The sequence below is a fragment of the Rubrivirga sp. SAORIC476 genome, assembly GCF_002283555.1.
GTDB lineage: Bacteria > Bacteroidota > Rhodothermia > Rhodothermales > Rubricoccaceae > Rubrivirga.
In genome coordinates this window covers 896,823-915,622 of sequence record NZ_MVOI01000003.1, presented here as the reverse complement: position 1 = coordinate 915,622, position 18,800 = coordinate 896,823, and the positions used below count along the sequence as shown (strand labels likewise).

Sequence of the window (18,800 nt, the reverse complement as noted above, 5' to 3'; positions counted from 1 at the left end):
GATGCGATCCTTTCCGACCGACTTCGCGTGGGGCTCCGCCACGTCTGCCTACCAGATCGAGGGGGCGTGGCAGGAGGGGGGCAAGGGGCCCTCGGTGTGGGATGCGTTCTCGCACACGCCCGGCAAGGTGGCCAATGGCGACACCGGCGACGTGGCGTGCGACCACTACCACCGCGTCCGCCAGGATGTCGCGCTGATGGCCGAGGCGGGCCTCAAGGCGTACCGCTTCTCGATCGCCTGGGCGCGCATCCAGCCGAGCGGGACGGGCGCACCCAACCCGGAGGGGCTCCGGTTCTACTCGGACCTGATCGACGCCCTGCTCGCGCGCGGCATCACGCCCTACGTGACGCTCCACCACTGGGACCTGCCACTGGCGCTGGAGACGGACCTCGGCGGCTGGCTCAGCCCGCGCATGGCCGAGGTCTTCGCCGACTACGCCCGCATCTGCTTCGACGCCTTCGGCGACCGCGTCTGCCACTGGATCACGCTCAACGAGCCGTGGGTGACGGCCATCAACGGGTACGGCAACGGCCTCTTCGCTCCGGGGCGGGTCTCGACCGACGAGCCCTACCGGGCGGCTCACGAGATGCTCCGCGCGCACGGCGCGGCCGCGGAGGTCTACCACCGCGACTTCCAGGCGGCGCAGGGAGGTGTGATCGGGATGGCCAACAACTGCGACTGGCGCGAGCCGGCGACCGACAGCCCGGCCGACCGCGGCGCCGCCCAGCGGGCGCTCGAGTTCTACCTCGGCTGGTTCGCCGACCCGCTCTACCACGGCGACTACCCGATCTCGATGCGGGCTCGCCTCGGAGACCGGCTGCCCACCTTCTCGGACGAGGACCGCTCCCGCATTCGCGGCTCGGCCGACTTCTTCGGCCTCAACCACTACACGACGCACCTCGTCGCCGACGGCGAGGGCGCGTCGGACCCGGCGAGCAATGCGGGCATCGTCGAGGACCAGGGCCTCCGTCTGCTGGTCGACCCCGCGTGGCCGGTCACCGCGATGGGCTGGCCCGTCGTCCCGGACGGGCTGCGGAGTCTGCTGCTGTGGATCGACGCCCGCTACGATCGCCCGCCGGTCGTGATCACCGAGAACGGCTGCGCCTCGCACGACGCCGTCGTCGACGGCGCGGTCGACGACGCCTTCCGCATCGACTACGTCCGCGGCTACCTCGGGGCCTGCCACGAGGCCATCGAGGCGGGCGTCGACCTCCGCGGCTACTTCCTGTGGTCCCTGCTCGACAACTTCGAGTGGGCCTCCGGATACGCCAAGCGGTTCGGCCTCCACCACGTCGACTTCGCCACGCTCGCGCGCACGCCCAAGGCGTCGGCGCGCTGGTACCGCGACGTGATCGCCCGAGGCGGACTGCCCGCAGCCCTGGGCGGTGACGGAGGCTCCGCTCGACCCACCGATGTCCCTTTCCACTGGCGCTCCGGCGTCGGCCTGACTTCCTGATCTCCTGATGGCCCTGGCCACTTCCGGCGACGGCGTTCCCGCCGCGTACCTCTCTACCCACGCCCGCCTCGCGGCGCTCCGCCGCGCCCACGAGGCGCTCATCGATCGCAAGAACGAGCCGGAGACGCTCGGGAACGGGATCTACACCCGGTACCGCCACCCGGTCCTCACGGGCGCGCACGCGCCCATCGAGTGGCGCTACGACCTCGACCCGGCCACCAACCCGTTCATGATGGAGCGGATGGGGGTGAACGCGGCCTTCAACGCCGGGGCGATCCGGCTCGACGGGCGCACCCTCGTGGTCGCCCGCGTCGAGGGGGCCGACCGGAAGTCGTTCTTCGGCATCGCCGAGAGCCCGACGGGCGTGGACCGGTTCCGGTTCTGGGACGAGCCGCTGGTGATGCCCGAGACCGAGGACCCGGACACGAACGTCTACGACATGCGCCTCACCGCGCACCAGGACGGCTGGATCTACGGCCTCTTCTGCACCGAGCGCGCCGACGCCGAGGCGCACGCCACGGGCGACCTCACGGCGGCCGTCGCCCAGTGCGGCATCGCGCGGACGAAGGACCTCGTGAGCTGGGAGCGCCTCCCGGATCTCGTCACGCCGAGCCCTCAGCAGCGCAACGTGGTCCTCCACCCCGAGTTCGTGGACGGCCCCGACGGGAAGCCCGCCTACGGCCTGTACACGCGCCCGCAGGATGGCTTCATCTCGGCAGGCAGCGGCGGCGGCATCGGCTGGGGCACCTCGCCCACGATGGACGGCGCGCGGGTCGAGGCCGAGCAGGTCGTGGACCCTCGCGTGTACCACACCATCAAGGAGGTCAAGAACGGCCAGGGACCGCCGCCGATCAAGACGGCCGAGGGCTGGCTCCATCTCGCGCACGGCGTCCGCAACACCGCGGCCGGGCTGCGCTACGTGACCTACCTGTTCATGACCGCGCTCGACGAGCCGTGGCGGGTGACGCACGCGCCGGGCGGCCACTTCATCGAGCCGCAGGGCGCCGAGCGCGTCGGCGACGTGTCGAACGTCACGTTCGCGAACGGCTGGATCGCCGACGACGACGGGACGGTGTTCATCTACTACGCCTCGTCCGACACGCGCCTCCATGTCGCGACCAGCACCGTCGACCGGCTGGTGGACTACGTGCTCCACACGCCCCCGGACGGGCTCCGCTCGGCGGCGGTCGTCGAGCAGCGACTCGCGCTGATCGAGAAGAACCGTGCCTTCGCTGCCCACTCCTGATGGACACTCTGGACGCCCTCGCCGACGGCGCTCGCACCGAGTTGACCGATCACATCCTCCCGTACTGGGCCAACCGCGCGGTCGACGTCGAGCACGGCGGGTTCGTCGGGCGCATTGACGGGTACGACCGGTTGGTCCGGGGCGCGCCCAAGGGGAGCGTCCTCAACGCACGCATCCTGTGGACCTTCGCGTCCGCGTGCCGGGTGCTGGATACGGACCGGTGGTGCGACGAGGCCGATCGGGCCTACGAGGCGCTCCGCGACGCCTTCCGAGACCCCGTCCACGGCGGGGTGTACTGGAGCGTCGCGCCGGACGGCACGCCGGTGGACCCGAAGAAGCAGGTCTACGCGCAGGCGTTCACCGTCTACGCCCTCGCCGAGCACGTCCGCCAGCAAGGCGACGACGCCGCGGAGGCGCTGGCCTGGGCGGAGAGCCTGTACCGGCGAATCGAGGAGCACGCCGTCGACTCGGTGCACGGCGGCTACATCGAGGCCTTCGCGCGCGACTGGACCCCCCTCGCCGACGTCCGCCTGAGCGAGAAGGACGCCGACGCGCCGAAGTCGATGAACACGCACCTCCACGTGCTGGAGGCCTACACGACGTTGTACCGCGTCTGGCCCGACGCCGGGCTGGCCGCGCGGCTCCGTGCGCTCATCGAGCTGTTCCTCGACCGCGTGATCGACGCCGAGACGGGCCACCTCGGGTGCTTCTTCGGGATGGACTGGGCGCCGGTGTCGACGGTCGTCTCCTACGGCCACGACATCGAGGCGAGCTGGCTGCTCGACGAGGCGGCCGCCGTGCTGGGAGATCCGTCGCTCACCGACCGCGTCCGCGAGGCCTCTCTGCGGATCGCGCGCCTCACGCTCGACGCCCTCGACGCCGACGGGGGCGTGTTCAACGAGCGCGACGGCGGCCACCTCGACACCGACAAGCACTGGTGGCCGCAGGCCGAGGCCGTGGTCGGCTTCCTGAACGCCTTCGAGCGCACCGGCGACGCGGCCTTCGCCGAGGCCGCGACGCAGACGTGGCGCTTCATCCAGTCGACCGTCGTGGACCGGGAGGGCGGGGAGTGGTTCTTCCGCGTCGCCCGCGACGGGACGCCGTACCGCGAGGAGGACAAGGTGGGGCCCTGGAAGTGCCCCTACCACAACGCCCGCGCCTGTCTCGAAATCCTGGAGCGCGCCGACGCCTCCGTCACGGCCTGATGTCCATGCGCTCCATCGCACTCCTCGCCGTCGTGCTGGCGGCCGTCTCCGTCCACGCCCAGCCTGCGGACGACGCGTTCGTGCGCGTCGAGGACGGCCGGTTCGTCCGCGGCGACCAGCCTTACGCCTTCGCCGGGACCAACCTGTGGTTCGGCATGAACCTGGGCTCGGCCGGGGCGGGGGGCGACCGCGCCCGCCTCGGCCGTGAGCTGGACCGGCTCCAGGCGCTCGGCATCACCAACCTCCGCGTGCTCGCCGCCAGCGAGGGCCCGGCTGACCAGCCGTGGCGCGTCCAGCCCGCCCTGCAAACCGCGCCGGGCGTCTACGATGAGGCCCTGCTGGAAGGGCTCGACGTGCTGCTCGCCGAGATGGCCGCGCGTGACATGACGGCCGTGCTCGTGCTGAACAACTTCTTCCAGTGGTCGGGCGGCATGGCCCAGTACGTCAGCTGGGCGACCGGCACGCCGATCCCGTACCCGAACGCGGGCGAGCACACCTGGGACGCCTTCCAGATGTACGCCGCCCAGTTCTACGCGAACGAGGACGCGATGCGGATGGCGGACGACCTGATCCGTCACCTCGTCCTGCGCACCAACACCGTCACCGGCCAGGCCTACCGTGAGGACCCGGCGATCATGGCGTGGCAACTCGGCAACGAGCCGCGCGGCTTCCAGAACGCCGATGCCTACGTCCTCTGGGCCGACCGGACGGCGGGGCTGATCCAGGCGCTCGACCCGAACCACCTCGTCTCGCTCGGCGGCGAGGGCAAGCTCCAGAACGGCTACACGGCGCCGCAGACCCAGTGGGAGCGCGTCAGCCGGTCGCCCAACCTGGACTACCTCACCATCCACATCTGGATCGAGAACTGGCAGTGGTTCCAGCCCGCCGCCGACGACCCGGAGGAGACGTTCTACCCGGCCGTCGCCAACGCCATCGCATACCTCGGGGACCACGTTGCCATCGCCGAGTCGCTGGGCAAGCCGCTCGTGCTGGAGGAGTTCGGTGCCTCGCGCGACGGCGGCACCTACGACCCGACCGCGACGACGGTGTACCGGGACCGCTACTACCGACAGCTCTTCCAGGCCGTCCACTACCTCGCCGAGGCGGGGCGGCCGATCATGGGCACCAACGTCTGGTCGTGGGCGGGCGAGGCGCGACCGCCGCGGCCCGGCGAGGCATGGCGGGTCGGCGACCCGCTCATCGGCGACCCGCCCCACGAGGATCAGGGCTGGTACTCGATCTACGACGCCGACGCCAGCACGCAGGCCGTCCTGGCCTGGCACGCCGCCCAGATGGCTACAATCGGGCGCTGAGCGCGTCCACCTCTCCCTGACATGATGGACCGTCGAGGCTTTCTCGCGACCGCCGCAGCGTTGCCAGCCAGCGTGGCCAGCGTGCTCCCGTTCCGCCCTGCCCGTCCGCCGGTGGCGCCGCGTGCGGGGAGCGCCGAACGGTTCGGGCTCTCGTTGTCCCAGTGGTCCTACCACCGATCCATCTTCGGCGACTCCCGGGCCGACTACGACCGGTACCTCCACCTGCTGGCGACCGACCCCGACGCGGTCCTCCAGGGCGACATGGACCCCCGGGACATCGTCGTGCGGGCTCGCGAGCTGGACCTCGACACCGTGGACCTGGTCAACGTGTTGTTCTACGGCCACGGCGCAGACGGACCGTGGCTCGCCGAGTTCGGGCGGCGCGCGCGCGCCGAGAGGGTGGGGTTCGGGATCCTGATGATCGACGAGGCCGGGAGCATCGGGGCGTCGGACGCCGCCGAGCGCGCGGCGGCCATCGCGCGCCACCGGCTGTGGCTGGACTGCGCCGTGACCCTCGGGTGCACGGCGATCCGAGTCAACGCGTACGGCGACGGCACCTACCTCGCGCAGCTCCGCCAGTGCGCCGAGAGCCTCGCCGTCCTGGGCGACCTCGGCGCCGAGGCGGGCCTGGACGTGCTCGTCGAGAACCACGGCCACCCGTCCAGCAACGGGGCGTGGCTCGCTATGCTGATGGAGGCGACGGCCCACCCGCGCGTCGGCGTCCTGGCCGACTTCGACAACTTCTTTATGGGGGGCTGGAATCACGATCCCCAGCGGCGCTACGACTCGGTGCAGGGCATGCTGGATCTCGCTCCGTACACGCGGGCCGTGAGCGCGAAGTCTTACGACTTCCGTGCGGACGGACGGGAAACGCGCGTCGACTTCCACCAGGCGATGCAGATCGTGCTGGATGCCGGGTTCGATGGCCTCGCCTCGGCCGAGTACGAAGGCGAGCACCTGTCCGAGGCGGACGGCACGCGCGCGACGGTGGCTCTGCTGCGTACCGTCCGCCAGGACCTCCGCACTCATTGAGGGATACCGCCTGGAAGTCCGTGAGGCAAGGCAACCCGGTCCCTCGCGGCCTGGAAGCGCTGCGCGGGCCGCGGCGAACTCGCCCTCATGCAGCCCCGGATGGACGCCCGATGGCTGCATGGACCGGTTTTTTTGCCCTCCTGAACCCGGAAGCGCTTGCGATAATCAAATTGATTGATATACTGCCCGTGAAGCTCGGGCGCGCCCTCTCGGCCTCCCCCTGCCCCTCCTGTTCCGCTCTCCGCCTCACATGACTCCGCGCCTTTCCAGGATTCGCGCCTTCGCACTCGCGGCGCTCGTCGTCGCACTGGCGGCCCCGGCCTCCGCCGCCACCCCCTTCGCCGGGCGCATCGTCGGTACGGTCACGGACGCGGCGACGGGAGAGACCCTCATCGGGGCCAGCGCGCGCATCGCTGGCACCTCGATCGGGGCTTCGGCAGACGTGAACGGGCGGTTCACGATTCCCAACGCGCCCTCGGGCGCGCAGTCGCTGGTCGTGTCGTACGTCGGCTACGTGAGCGATACGCTGGCCGTGGTGGTCCCTGACGGGGGGACGGTCGAGGTGGAGGTGGCCCTCAGCTTCCAGACCCTGGAGGGCGTCACGGTGACGGCGCAGGTCGCGGGCCAACTCTCGGCCATCAACGAGCAGTTCCGGAGCGCCACCGTCGGCAACGTGGTCTCCAGCGACCGCATCCAGGAACTCCCCGACAACAACGCGGCCGAGTCGATCGGCCGCCTGCCGGGCGTCGCCATCCAGCGCTCGGGTGGGGAGGCGAACCGGGTCGCCATCCGTGGCCTGTCGCCGAAGTACAACACCGTCACCGTCAACGGCGTCCGCCTGCCGAGCACGGGCGAGGGGGACCGGTCGGTCGACCTCTCGCTCGTCTCGTCGAACGTGCTCGGCGGCATTGAAGTCCGCAAGGCGATCACGCCCGACATGGACGGCGACGCCGTCGGCGGGTCGGTGGACCTTCGCCTTCGCAACGCGCCCTCGGGCCTCAACCTGGACCTCCTCGGCCAGGGCGGGTACACCGGGCTCCAGGATGCGTACGGCAACTACAAGTTCGTCGGGACGGTCAGCAACCGCTTCTGGGGGGACCGCGTGGGCCTGATCGCGACCCTCAACACCGACTCCTACGACCGGAGTGCGGACAAGGTGAGCGTCGGCTACGGCCAGTCCTCGGACGCCGAGACCGGCGAGAGCATCGCCTACGTCAACAGCGTCAACACGCGCGAGGAGACCGTGACGCGGGGGCGGTCGGGCGGCAGCCTGCTCCTCGACTACACCGTCCCGCTCGGGCGCGTCACCGCGAACGCGTTCTACAACGAGCTCCGCAGTGACGGCTTCTACCGCTTGCAGGGCGCGACGGAGAACAACCTGAACTACTCCGTCCAGGACGTGGGGGGGACGGTGTCTGTGCTGACGAGCGCGCTCGGGATCGAGCAGGACTTCGGGGCCATCCGGTACGACGTGACCGGCTCGCTGACGCGCTCCCGCGCGGACAACCCGGGCAGCACCGGCTTCACCTTCACCGACGACGGGACCGGGTTCACGCTGGGCCAGTCGGGGCTGTTCGGGGTCCCGGCCCTCGAGTTCGGCCCCCTGCTCCGGGTCGACTCCACGATCACCCTGTCGCAGGTCTACGTGGACGACACGCGCCTCGACGACAACCAGACGGCGCTCCAACTCAACGTCCAGGCTCCGTTCCGGCTGACCAGCTGGCTCGGCGGTCACATCAAGACAGGCGGCAAGCTGCGCTGGCTCGACCGGACGTTCGACAACAACCGCCGCGCGCGCGGCAACCTCCAGTACCCCGACGCCGACCTGTTCCAGTGCCTCGAAGAGTCGGTGCCTGGCCTCGCCGAGTCGTTCGCGGATGGGTCGCTCCCGATCACGGACGTGCTCTCCGACTACCAGCGCGAGTCGTTCCTCGACGGCGACTTCGGGTTCGGCCTCGTGCCGGACTTCGACATGCTGATGACGGTGCTCAACGGGCTCGAGAGTGAGCGATGCTCGCCGAACCCGGCCGGGACGCCCGAGGAGTACGCGAACGAGATCTTCCCCGACCAGCTGGACTCGGCCGGCCGCGACTACGACGGCGTCGAGCGCTACGCGGCGGGGTACATCATGGGCCGGTTCGAGATCGGTCGGTATGCGACCCTCATCCCGGGCGTCCGCTACGAGGGCGACTACGCCCGGTACAACGGGCAGGTCTTCCGCGAGGTCACGGGGGCGACGCCGGGCGCCCCGCCGAGCGCCTTCGAGCGCATCACCGAGGAGCGCGAGAACGGCTTCTGGCTCCCGATGGTCCACCTCGACATCCGCCCGACGGACTGGGCGTCGCTCCGGCTGGCCCGCACCGAGACGATCACGCGGCCGGACTTCAGCCAGTACGCCCCGATCGCCTCGATCGACGTGTTCAACTTCCAGATCACGGCGGCCAACACCGACATCCGCCCGGCGCAGGCGGTCAACTACGACGCGTCGCTGCAGGTGGTGGACGGCACGCTCGGGCTGGTCGGCGTGTCCGGCTTCTACAAGGAGGTCGACGACCTGATCTTCGCCGTCCGCTACCCGAGCGTCCTCCCGGACCAACTTCCGCCGGGCCTGCTGGAGGGCACGAACATCCCGGAGGAGTGGTACACCGGCAGCGCCAACCCGCGGCTGCAGACGTTCGCCAACAACCCCGAGCCGGTCACCTTCTACGGGTACGAGCTCGAGTGGCAGACCAACTTCTCGTACCTGCCGGGGGCGCTGCGGGGGCTCGTCCTCAACCTGAACTACACCCGCTCGTTCTCCGAGGCGACCTACGCCTACGTCATCCGCAACGTGGAGCGGACGTGCCAGGGGCGCCTCTGCACCGACGTGGTCACGTTCCGGGACTCCTCGCGGACCGGCCGCATGCCGGACCAGGCGGCGCACATCGCCAACGTCACGCTGGGGTACGACTTCAAGGGGTTCTCGACCCGCGTCTCGTACCTCTTCCAGAGCAACACGGCCGCCTACGTCGATCCCCAGAACCCGCTGTTCGACACGTTCGTCGGCGACTACTCGCGGTTCGACCTCTCGATGCGCCAGCAGCTGCCGCGGGGGCTGGAGCTGTTCGCCAACTTCAACAACCTGAACAACCGGCCGGACCAGACCTACACGAATCAGAACACGGCCGCCCCGGACTACAGCTTCAGCCAGAACTCTCTGAGCTACCGCGAGCTGTACGGGTTCACGATGGACATCGGGGCCCGCATCCGGCTCTGACCGTCCCCCGCACGTGGCGCGGGGGGACTGACCCGCTCACGCACTCCTTTCACTCTCCCACCGAGACTCCCATGAGACTTTCTACCCTCCTTTCCCTGGCCGCCCTCGCGGTGCTGGTGTGGCCGCAGAGCGCGGCGGCCCAGGACCCCACGGCCTGCTCCCCGACCGTGGCCGAGTGCCTCGTCGACTGGGACCTCAACGGTGACTTCGTGCCGGAGAACAATGCTCTTCGCAACACCATCGCCAACGACACGGACCGCCCGGCGGACCGCGTCTACGTGCTGCGCCGCGGTGGCCTCTACTACATCGAGGACCGCATCGCCAACGCGGACTTCGACCTCCGCCTCGTGGGGCAGACCCGCGACGAGGCCGCCATCGAGGACCTCGACTGCCCGCCCGGCGAGACCAACCCCGACAACTGCGACGACTTCGGCCCGGCGGTCATCCAGCGCGTCACGCGCGAGGACGGCTCCATCGACGGCGTCATGATCGAGAGCAACGGCGACGGCAACGGCGGTCAGGTGCTCAAGAACGTCTGGCTCCAGGGCCAGGGTGACGCCGGGGTCACGGCCAACTACGAGCCCATCGTCATCAACTCGACGAACTCGCGCTTCGAGTACGACGGCGTGATCTTCGACCGCAACGACTGGCACCACCTCGGCTTCAAGGCAGGCGGCAACGACATCTTCGTCCGCAACAGCCTCTTCCGGAACCTCTCGGACGCCAACCCGACCCAGCGTTACGCGGGTCGCGCCATCCGCCTGGAGGCGGGCGCCGACACGGTCGTGTTCGAGAACAACTCGTTCTTCAACCTGACCTCGTTCCCGTTCCAGTCCGAGGCGGCCCCGGTCGAGTACTTCGTGTTCAACCACAACACGCTCGTCAACTTCGGCCTCACGTTCGCGGCGGGCAACATCTGGAAGCGGGCCTACATCGCGAACAACGTGATGGTGAACCCCTTCTGGCAGGGCGAGAGCGCCGACCAGTACAACGCGCCCGACCGCGCGGACGGCTTCACGGGAGTGTTCCAGATCGGCGCCCTGCCGGGCCGATTCGGCCTGGAGCAGGACCGCCGCATCGTGTTCTCCAACAACAACCTGTACCGCCAGCCGGCGCTGGAGACGTTCTACGGCTCCCTCGACCCGATCGTCCGCGCGCAGCCCATCATCAGCGACACCACGCAGGGCTTCGTCGATGCGGACCCCGAGCACCGGATCGTGGCCAACAACACCCAGCTGATGCCGGGCCTGACCAACGCGCCGACCGACGCGGCCACGCTCGCTCAGATGACCGCGTTCATCGAGGACGCCGCCACGCCGGGCACGCCGACTCCGTGGGCCGTCGTGTACTGGGATCCGGGCCGGATCGACAACCCGCTCGCCATCAACTGGCCCGTGCCGGAGGACTTCACGTACTCCAACAGCACGCTCCGGACGGCCGGCACCGACGGCCTGCCGCTGGGTGACCTGAACTGGTACCCGGATGCCAAGGCGTCCTATCTCGCCAACCGCGAGGCCAACATCGCCACCATCGAGAACCTCGCGGGCGAGCCGGCGGCGCTTCCGACCAGCCAGGTCGTCGCGCAGGGCGAGGGCGCCACGATCTCCGGCGGCTCCGTCGTCGCGGTGGAGGGCTTCACGAGCTTCTTCATCGAGAGCGGCGGCTTCATCGAGTGGGCCTTCGACGTGCCGGCCGATGGCACCTACGGCCTCGACATCCTCACCGACCTGCGGGGCAGCGACCCGCGCGGCGAGAACGTGCTGATCGACGGGGAGGGGCTTCGCAACTACACCGGCGGCGGCGAATACTTCTTCTGCACGGCGGCCTGGACGGGCGGCACCTGCCCGCAGCCGCTCGACACGGCCGACGGCTGGGACACCCAGGAGGTCCGCAGTGAGTACCTCATCGAGGACACGGTGGGACGCCTCGACCTGACGGCCGGCGCCCACACGCTCCGCATCACGCCGTCCTGGGGCTACCAGGCGTTCTCGACGGTCAACGTCGTCGACGCATCCGGCGCGACGGTCGACGAGTTGACCCCGCCGGAGGCCGTCTCCGAGGGCGTCCGCGAGGAGTGTGAGGCCGAGGGCTTCTGCCCGCAGGGCTTCCAGTACGCCGCGCTCGACGCGGGCGGCAGCATCACCTGGACGGTGACGCTCCAGGACGGCGAGGGCAGCATCCTGCCGCGCTTCCTGTACCAGGCGCCCGCCGGAGCCACGGGCGAGGTGTTCGTCAACGGCGCCAGCGCCGGGATGCTCACCTTCCCGGTCGCCGACGGCGACGCCGCGGTCGAACTCGCGGGCCCGCAGGTCACGACCGGACCGGGCACGCACACCGTCACGCTCACCACGAGCAGCGGCGGTCTCAACATCGACTACGCCATCTTCAACGTCTACGAAGGCGGCGACATCGCGACGGAGGCCCTCCCGGAGGGCTGGACGCTCGGCAACGCGTTCCCGAACCCGACCGCGGGCACGGCGACGATCCGCTTCGGCCTCGCCGAGGCCGCCGACGTTCGCCTGGACGTGTTCGACGTGCTCGGCCGCCGCGTCACGACGCTGGCTGACGGCCCGATGACGGCCGGCACGCACACGGCGCGCCTCGACACGGGCGCGCTCGCCAGCGGCACGTACGTCTACCGGCTCACGACCCCGGTCGGCGCCGAGACCCGCCGCCTGACCGTCATCCGCTAATCCGGACACCGGGCGGTGGGATGTAGCGCCCACCGCCCGGGTTGTGGGAGGGACCCCCATTCGCGAAGGGGGAGCGGCCACCGTCGCTCCCGCCTGCCCCGAATGGGGGTCCCCTTTTTTGTAGCCCGCCTGCCCATGCTTTCCGTTCGCCTCTCGCTCGCCGTTCTGCTGCTGGTCGCCGCCGGGTGTGCCGGGTCCGGCCGCGCCGAGTCCGAGGCCGCGCCTCCCGTCCCTGCGGACGCCGAGGCGCTGCCTCAGACCCGCGCGTTGTACGCCAACCTGCACCGCATCGCGCCCGACCACGTCCTCTTCGGCCACCACGACGACCTCGCTTACGGCACGACGTGGCGCGGCGAGCCCGGCCGCTCGGACGTCAAGGAGACCGCCGGCTCGTACCCCGCCGTCTACGGCTGGGACGTGAGCCGCTTGTTCCGCCGAGGTCGCCTCGACCAGCCCAGCCCCGAGGGGCAGGCGCAGCTCCGCGCCTGGATCCTGGAGGGCGTCGGGCGCGGCGGTGTCGCCGAGCTGTGCTGGCACATGGAGAACCCCGTCACGCGCACCCACTCGTGGGACACCACGCGGGCCGTCTACGCCATGCTGCCGGGCGGCGAGCGCCACGACCTCTACCGCGGCGCGCTGGTCGAACTGGCCGACTTCCTCAAGAGCCTGACGCCCGAGGGCAGCGACGAGCCCGTGCCCGTCCTCTTCCGGCCGTTCCATGAGCACACCGGAAACTGGTTCTGGTGGGGCCGGAATCACGCGACCGTCGACGAGTTCACGGCGCTGTGGCGGTTCACCGTCGAGACGTTGCGCGCCGAGGGCGTCCACAACGTGCTGACGGTGTACTCGACCGATGTGTTCGACAGCCGCGCGGAGTACCTGGAGCGCTACCCCGGCGACGACGTGATCGACGTGCTGGGCTTCGACGACTACCACAGCATCCGGACGGCCGCCTCGCGCGACACGTTCGCGATGCGGCTGCGCACCGTCAGCGAGCTGGCCGTCGAGCGCGGCAAGCTGTCGGCCCTGACCGAGACCGGCGTCGAGACCGTCCCCGACCCGACGTGGTGGACGGGCGTGCTGCTGCCCGCCATCGAGACCGACGAGATGACCCGGCGCATCAGCTACGCGCTCGTCTGGCGCAACGCCAACCCGGACGGCGACCGCGCCGATCACTTCTACGCCCCGCACCCCGGCCACCCCAGCGTGCCCGACTTCGTCCGCTTCTACGAGTCGCCGACGGTGCTCTTCGAGGACGAACTGCCGGACCTCTACACGCTCCCCGACGCCCGCTGACCCGATGCGCCGCTCCCTGCTGCTCCTGTTCGCCCTCGCCCTGTCCGCCTGCTCCGCCTCGGCGAACCTGGCGGGCGGGCCGGACCTCGTCGACGACCGCGCGACGCCCGAGACGCGGGCGCTGTTCGTCAACCTCCAGCGGATCGCGCCGGACCACCTGCTGTTCGGGCACCAGGACGCGCTCGCGTACGGCGTCGACTGGGTGCGCGAGGCGGGCCGGTCGGACGTGCGCGACGTGGCGGGCGACTACCCGGCCGTCTACGGCTGGGAGCTGGGCGATCTGGAACTGGGGGCGGACCAGAACCTCGACGGCGTCGACTTCGACGACATGCAGGGGTGGATCCGTGAGGGCCACGCGCGGGGCGGCGTGATCACGCTCGCGTGGCACATGGCCCACCCGGCGACGGGCGGCAACACCTGGGACCGGACCCCCGGCGGCGTGGCGACGGTGCTCCCGGGCGCCGAGAACCACGCCCAGTTCCTGTCCTGGCTCGACACGTTCGCCCGCTTCGTCGATGGCCTGCGCGACGTCGACGGTCGGCCCATCCCGGTCCTGTTCCGGCCGTACCACGAGCACACCGGGAGCTGGTTCTGGTGGGGCGCCGAGCAGACCACCGTGGCGGACTACCAGGCGCTCTGGCGGATGACCGTCGAGTACCTGCGCGACGAGAAGGGGCTGCACAACCTGCTCTACGTCTATTCGCCTGACGTCTTCGAGACCGAGGCCGAGTACCTGGAGCGCTACCCCGGCGACGCCTACGTGGACGTGCTCGGCTCCGACGACTACCAGGCGCTCAAGACAGACTCGACCGTCTCGGACATGACGCGCCGCCTCGGCATGGTCGTGCGCATGGCCGAGGCGCGCGGCAAGCTGGCCGTCCTCTCGGAGACCGGCCTGGAGGGCGTCCCCGACGACGACTGGTGGACGAACCGTCTGCTCCGCGCCATCGAGGCGGACCCGGACGCGCGCCGCGTCGCCTACGCCCTCGTCTGGCGCAACGCCACCGCCGCCGTCCGCGAGGCGCAGGGGGAGAGCACGACGCACTGGTTCGGACCCCACCCCGGCGGCGCCGACGCCGACGACTTCCGCCGCTTCGCGGAGACCGACTTCGTGCTGCTCGAAGGCGACCTCCCCGACCTCTACACGCGCTAGCCCCTCCGACCTATGACCCGCTCCCTCGCTCTGCTGGCCGCGCTCGTTTTCTCTGCCTCGGTCGCCCCGTCGGCACAGGAGACGATCCGGTTCAACGACCAGGACCTGTGGCTGAGCGGCGGCAACGTCGCCTGGGTCAACTTCGCCCGCGACATCGGGCCAGGGGCGACCAACCTCGCGCGCTTCGAGGAGGCGTTCAGCGACCTGCACGCCAGCGGCGGCAACAGCATGCGCCTGTGGCTCCACACGACGGGCGACGTGACCCCGGCCTACAGCACGGCCGAGGTGGGCGTCATCACTGGGCCAGGGGAGGGGGCGATCGCGGACCTGGAGGCCATCCTCGACCTGGCGTGGGAGAACGAGGTCGGGCTCGTGCTCTGCCTGTGGTCGTTCGACATGCTGCAGAGCGGGCGCTCGGCGACGAAGCTGGCGCAGAACCAGGCGCTGCTGCAGAGCGCGGACCTGACGCAGACCTACATCGACAACGCGCTGACGCCGATGGTGGAGGCACTGGCCGACCACCCGGCCGTGGTCGCCTGGGAGATCTTCAACGAGCCCGAGGGCATGGCCGGGCAGTTCGGGTGGACGCCCACGCGCGTCAACATGACGGACATCCAGCGGTTCGTGAACCAGACGGCCGGTGCCATCCACCGCGCCGCGCCGGGCGCGCTCGTGACCAACGGCTCCTGGAGCTTCCGCGCCTCGTCGGACGTGGTGCCGGGTGCCAACAACAAGAACTACTACTCCGACGCCGAGCTGATCGCGGCCGGCGGTGACGCCGACGGCACGCTCGACTTCTACAGCGTCCACTACTACGAGTGGGGCGGGACGACGCTCTCGCCGTTCCACCACGACGCCGACCACTGGGGCCTCGACAAGCCCATCGTGATGGCCGAGTTCTTCCTCGGCGGCGGCCACAGCGGCTCGGGCGACGGCGACGACGATGCCATCTTCGGCGTGCCGTACGAGGACGCCTACACGACGCTCTACGACCGGGGCTATGCCGGGGCGATGGGCTGGCAGTGGTACAACTTCCCGAACGGCGCCGAGGGCGTCGTCAACTGGCCCCGCATCCTGGAAAACGCGGCGACGATGTTCGCCCTCCACCCGGCCGACGTGGACATCGACCCGGGCTTCCAGCTGACCTCGTTCATGGCCTCGCCTCAGGGCATCGAGGCGGGGCAGGAGAGCGTCCTGAGCTGGTCGGCCAGCCACGCGACCGTCACGCTGGACGGCACGCCCGTCGACCCGGTGGGCACGATGACGGTCGCGCCGACGGAGACGACCACCTACACGCTCGTCGCCACCAACACCGACGACGCGACCGACACGCTCACCGAGGCGGTCACGGTGACGGTGCTCGACCCCGATCAGGTCAACCGCGCTCGGGGCTCGGTGGCGACGGCGTCCACCTACGAGACGTGCTGTGGGACCGGCCGTGGGCCCGAGGCGGCCGTCGACGGCGACCCGGCGACGCGCTGGTCGAGCGCCTGGAACGACGGCTCCGGCGGCGGCACGGCGGACGACCAACTCGACGACGACCCCGACGACGAGTGGCTGGCGGTCGACCTGGGTGGCGCGTTCGACGTGGCGCGCGTCATGCTGGACTGGGAGGCGGCCTACGCTACGCAGTACGCCATCGAGACCTCGTACGACGGGGTGCTCTGGACGCCCGTGTTCACCGAGGCCGCCGGCGACGGCGGCACGGACGAGGTCCTGTTCGACACGCCCGTAAGCGCCCGCTATGTCCGGATGCACGGCATGGAGCGGGTGACGATCGGCGGCACCCAGTACGGCTACTCGCTGTTCGAACTGGAGGTCTACGGCCTGGAGTCGTCGGTGCAGCCGCCGTCGGTTGAGATCACCGCCCCCGGCCTGATGGCGGTCGTCGCGCCGGGCACGAGCGTCGCCGTCGCCGCTGCGGCGACCGATGCCGACGGGACTGTGGCGAGCGTGGTGTTCTACCTCGACGGCACCGAACTGGCGACCGACGACGCGGCCCCGTTCACGGCCACCTGGCCCGACGCGGCCGAGGGCGCGCACGTCCTGACCGCTATCGCCACCGACGACACCGGCATCGCCGTCTCGACGGCCGCCTACCCGGTCACCGTCGCCCCGGCCGACGCGTTCCGCCGCTTCGAGGCCGAGGCCGCGACGCGGACCGGCGACACGGTGATCGGCACCGGCGACGGGGCGAGCGGCGGCGGCTACGTGAGCCTCAACGGCGAGGACGGCGGCACCCTGGCATGGGACGTCGAGATCGGCCGCGCGGGGACGTACCTGCTCTCGGTCGGCTACCGGCTGCCGTTCGACGAGAAGACGCAGTACGTCGTCGTCGACGGCGACTCGACGACGGTGCGCTTCACGGGGGCCACCAACGCATGGCTCCAGCGGAGCGTCGAGGTGGACCTGGCGGCGGGGACGAACGAGATTCGCCTGGAGCGCTTCTGGGGCTACATGGACATCGACTACCTCGGCGTGGAGGAGGCCGCGTTCCTCGGCGTCGCCACCGAGGCGGACGCGGACGCGGCGCTCCGGCTGCTGCCCGCCGTGCCCAACCCGGTCTCGGCGACGACCGTGATCCCGTTCGAGACTGCCGCGCCCGGGTCGGTCCGCCTCGACGTGTTCGACGTGACCGGCCGCCGCATCGCCACCCTCGCCGACGGCCCGCGTGCAGCCGGGCGTCACGAGGTGCGGTTCGACACCTCGGGCCTGTCGAGCGGCATCTACCTCGTCCGCCTCCAGGGCGGCGGCGAGGCCGTCGTCCGGCAGATCGCGGTGGCCCGATGAGCGAGCCCGTCGCCCCCGAGTCGGCGGCCGTCCGCGGCCTGCGCGGCGCGTTCGCCGTCGTCACGACGCTGTTCTTCCTGTGGGGGTTCATCACCGTCATGGTGGACGCGCTCGTGCCGCGGCTGAAGGCCGTGTTCGAGCTGAGCTACTTCGAGGCCGCCCTCGTCCAGTTCGCCTTCTTCGCCGCCTACCTGCTCCTGTCGATCCCGAGCGGCGTGCTGATCGCGCGGGTGGGCTACAAGCGGGGCGCCGTCGTCGGGCTGCTGGCAATGGCGGTCGGCTGCCTGCTGTTCGTGCCTGCGGCGGGGCTCCGCGTGTACGCGCTCTTCCTGCTGGCGATGTTCGTGCTCGCGGGCGGGATCACGGTCCTGCAGGTGGCCGCCAACCCCTACGTCGCCGCCCTCGGCCCGGCGCGGACGGCGTCGAGCCGCCTCAACCTCGCCCAGGCGTTCAACTCGTTGGGGACGACGATCGCGCCGCTCGTCGGCGCCGCGTTCATCCTGGGCAACACGGTCCTCTCGTCCGACCAGATCGGGGCGCTCGGGGAGGCGGAGCAGGCGGCCTACTACGCCGCCGAGGCGGGCACGGTGCAGACGCCGTTCGTCGTGCTGGCCGTCGCGCTCGCCGTGCTGGCGGTCGGCTTCGGGCTGTTTCGGCTGCCGAGGATCCTGGAGACCGACCACGACACGTCGGGCAGCTACCGGGGGGCGCTGGCCTCGCGGCCCCTCGTCTGGGGCGCCGTCGGCATCTTCCTGTACGTCGGCGCCGAGGTGACCATCGGGAGCTACCTCGTCAACTACTTCCTGACGCTCGATGTGGCGACGCTCGTCGCCGAGACGCCGGCGCTGGCGGGCGTGGCCGGGTTCCTGTCCGGCGGCGACTACACGACGTTCAACGTGGAGCGGCTGGCCGGCACGTTCGTGGCGCTCTACTGGGGCGGGGCGATGGTGGGCCGCTTCGTCGGCTCGGCGCTGCTCCAGGTGGTGTCGCCGGGGCGGCTGCTGGCCGTGTTCGCCGGGCTGGCCATCACGCTGCTGGCCGTCACCGTCTCGTCGGGCGGCGTCGTGGCGATGGTTGCGATCCTCGCCATCGGCCTGTGCAACTCGATCCAGTTCGCGACCATCTTTACGCTCGCCATCGACGGGCTGGGCGAGCACACGGCGCAGGGCTCGGGCGTTCTGTGCACGGCCATCGTGGGCGGCGCGGTAATCCCGCCCCTCTACGGTGCCCTGGCCGACGCCGTCGGCGTCCAGCCCGCCTTTCTGGTACTGACTCTCTGCTACGGGACGATCGCGGCGTACGGGCTGAGCCGCGCCCGCGTCACGCCCGCCCCCTCTCTACCGTCCATTCCCGTCTGATC

11 protein-coding genes are annotated in these 18,800 nt (G+C 70.6%); all 11 read left to right on the top strand.

Features of this window, described 5'->3' with window-relative positions:
- Position 1 precedes the first annotated feature (1 nt).
- The 11 genes from B1759_RS05695 (at position 2) to B1759_RS05645 (ending at position 18,798) form a co-directional block, all read left to right on the top strand.
- Entirely contained in the window at positions 2–1,456 is a 1,455-nt protein-coding gene (locus B1759_RS05695) for a GH1 family beta-glucosidase (RefSeq protein WP_095514062.1), read from the top strand.
- 7 nt (positions 1,457–1,463) lie between these two features.
- On the top strand, positions 1,464–2,702 hold the full coding sequence (locus B1759_RS05690) for a glycosidase (RefSeq protein ID WP_095514061.1): 1,239 nt from the start codon (positions 1,464–1,466) through the stop codon (positions 2,700–2,702).
- Positions 2,702–3,907 (top strand): AGE family epimerase/isomerase, encoded by a 1,206-nt coding sequence (locus B1759_RS05685; RefSeq protein WP_095514060.1) that lies wholly within the window; start codon positions 2,702–2,704, stop codon positions 3,905–3,907. Before B1759_RS05690 ends, B1759_RS05685 begins: the two co-directional genes overlap by 1 nt.
- A gap of 5 nt (positions 3,908–3,912) precedes the next feature.
- Positions 3,913–5,220: a cellulase family glycosylhydrolase gene (locus B1759_RS05680; protein WP_143537276.1), complete on the top strand. Its 1,308-nt coding sequence runs from the start codon at positions 3,913–3,915 to the stop codon at positions 5,218–5,220.
- A gap of 21 nt (positions 5,221–5,241) precedes the next feature.
- Positions 5,242–6,252, top strand: a complete 1,011-nt coding sequence (locus B1759_RS05675) for a sugar phosphate isomerase/epimerase (protein WP_095514059.1) — start codon at positions 5,242–5,244, stop codon at positions 6,250–6,252.
- Positions 6,253–6,502: 250 nt separating this feature from the next.
- On the top strand, positions 6,503–9,508 hold the full coding sequence (locus B1759_RS05670; protein WP_095514058.1) for a TonB-dependent receptor: 3,006 nt from the start codon (positions 6,503–6,505) through the stop codon (positions 9,506–9,508).
- A gap of 71 nt (positions 9,509–9,579) precedes the next feature.
- Positions 9,580–12,201 carry a T9SS type A sorting domain-containing protein gene (locus B1759_RS19930; RefSeq protein WP_095514057.1) on the top strand — a complete coding sequence of 874 codons (2,622 nt, stop codon included), beginning with the start codon at positions 9,580–9,582 and terminating at the stop codon, positions 12,199–12,201.
- Between the two features lie 135 nt (positions 12,202–12,336).
- Positions 12,337–13,497 carry a glycoside hydrolase family 26 protein gene (locus tag B1759_RS05660; RefSeq protein WP_095514056.1) on the top strand — a complete coding sequence of 387 codons (1,161 nt, stop codon included), beginning with the start codon at positions 12,337–12,339 and terminating at the stop codon, positions 13,495–13,497.
- Positions 13,498–13,501: 4 nt separating this feature from the next.
- Positions 13,502–14,650: a glycoside hydrolase family 26 protein gene (locus B1759_RS05655; protein WP_095514055.1), complete on the top strand. Its 1,149-nt coding sequence runs from the start codon at positions 13,502–13,504 to the stop codon at positions 14,648–14,650.
- A 12-nt stretch (positions 14,651–14,662) separates the two neighbouring features.
- Entirely contained in the window at positions 14,663–17,440 is a 2,778-nt protein-coding gene (locus tag B1759_RS05650) for a CBM35 domain-containing protein (RefSeq protein ID WP_095514054.1), read from the top strand.
- Entirely contained in the window at positions 17,437–18,798 is a 1,362-nt protein-coding gene (locus B1759_RS05645; RefSeq protein ID WP_095514053.1) for a sugar MFS transporter, read from the top strand. Before B1759_RS05650 ends, B1759_RS05645 begins: the two co-directional genes overlap by 4 nt.
- Positions 18,799–18,800: the final 2 nt, after the last annotated feature.

What these genes read in the sequence shown, in the direction of transcription:
- B1759_RS05650 (WP_095514054.1), top strand. Translation starts at nt 14,663, where the DNA reads ATGACCCGCTCCCTCGCTCTGCTGGCCGCGCTCGTTTTCTCTGCCTCG.
- B1759_RS05670 (WP_095514058.1), top strand. Translation starts at nt 6,503, where the DNA reads ATGACTCCGCGCCTTTCCAGGATTCGCGCCTTCGCACTCGCGGCGCTC.
- B1759_RS05690 (WP_095514061.1), top strand. Translation starts at nt 1,464, where the DNA reads ATGGCCCTGGCCACTTCCGGCGACGGCGTTCCCGCCGCGTACCTCTCT.
- B1759_RS05675 (WP_095514059.1), top strand. Translation starts at nt 5,242, where the DNA reads ATGATGGACCGTCGAGGCTTTCTCGCGACCGCCGCAGCGTTGCCAGCC.
- B1759_RS05655 (WP_095514055.1), top strand. Translation starts at nt 13,502, where the DNA reads ATGCGCCGCTCCCTGCTGCTCCTGTTCGCCCTCGCCCTGTCCGCCTGC.
- B1759_RS05685 (WP_095514060.1), top strand. Translation starts at nt 2,702, where the DNA reads ATGGACACTCTGGACGCCCTCGCCGACGGCGCTCGCACCGAGTTGACC.
- B1759_RS05680 (WP_143537276.1), top strand. Translation starts at nt 3,913, where the DNA reads ATGCGCTCCATCGCACTCCTCGCCGTCGTGCTGGCGGCCGTCTCCGTC.
- B1759_RS19930 (WP_095514057.1), top strand. Translation starts at nt 9,580, where the DNA reads ATGAGACTTTCTACCCTCCTTTCCCTGGCCGCCCTCGCGGTGCTGGTG.
- B1759_RS05645 (WP_095514053.1), top strand. Translation starts at nt 17,437, where the DNA reads ATGAGCGAGCCCGTCGCCCCCGAGTCGGCGGCCGTCCGCGGCCTGCGC.
- B1759_RS05660 (WP_095514056.1), top strand. Translation starts at nt 12,337, where the DNA reads ATGCTTTCCGTTCGCCTCTCGCTCGCCGTTCTGCTGCTGGTCGCCGCC.
- B1759_RS05695 (WP_095514062.1), top strand. Translation starts at nt 2, where the DNA reads ATGCGATCCTTTCCGACCGACTTCGCGTGGGGCTCCGCCACGTCTGCC.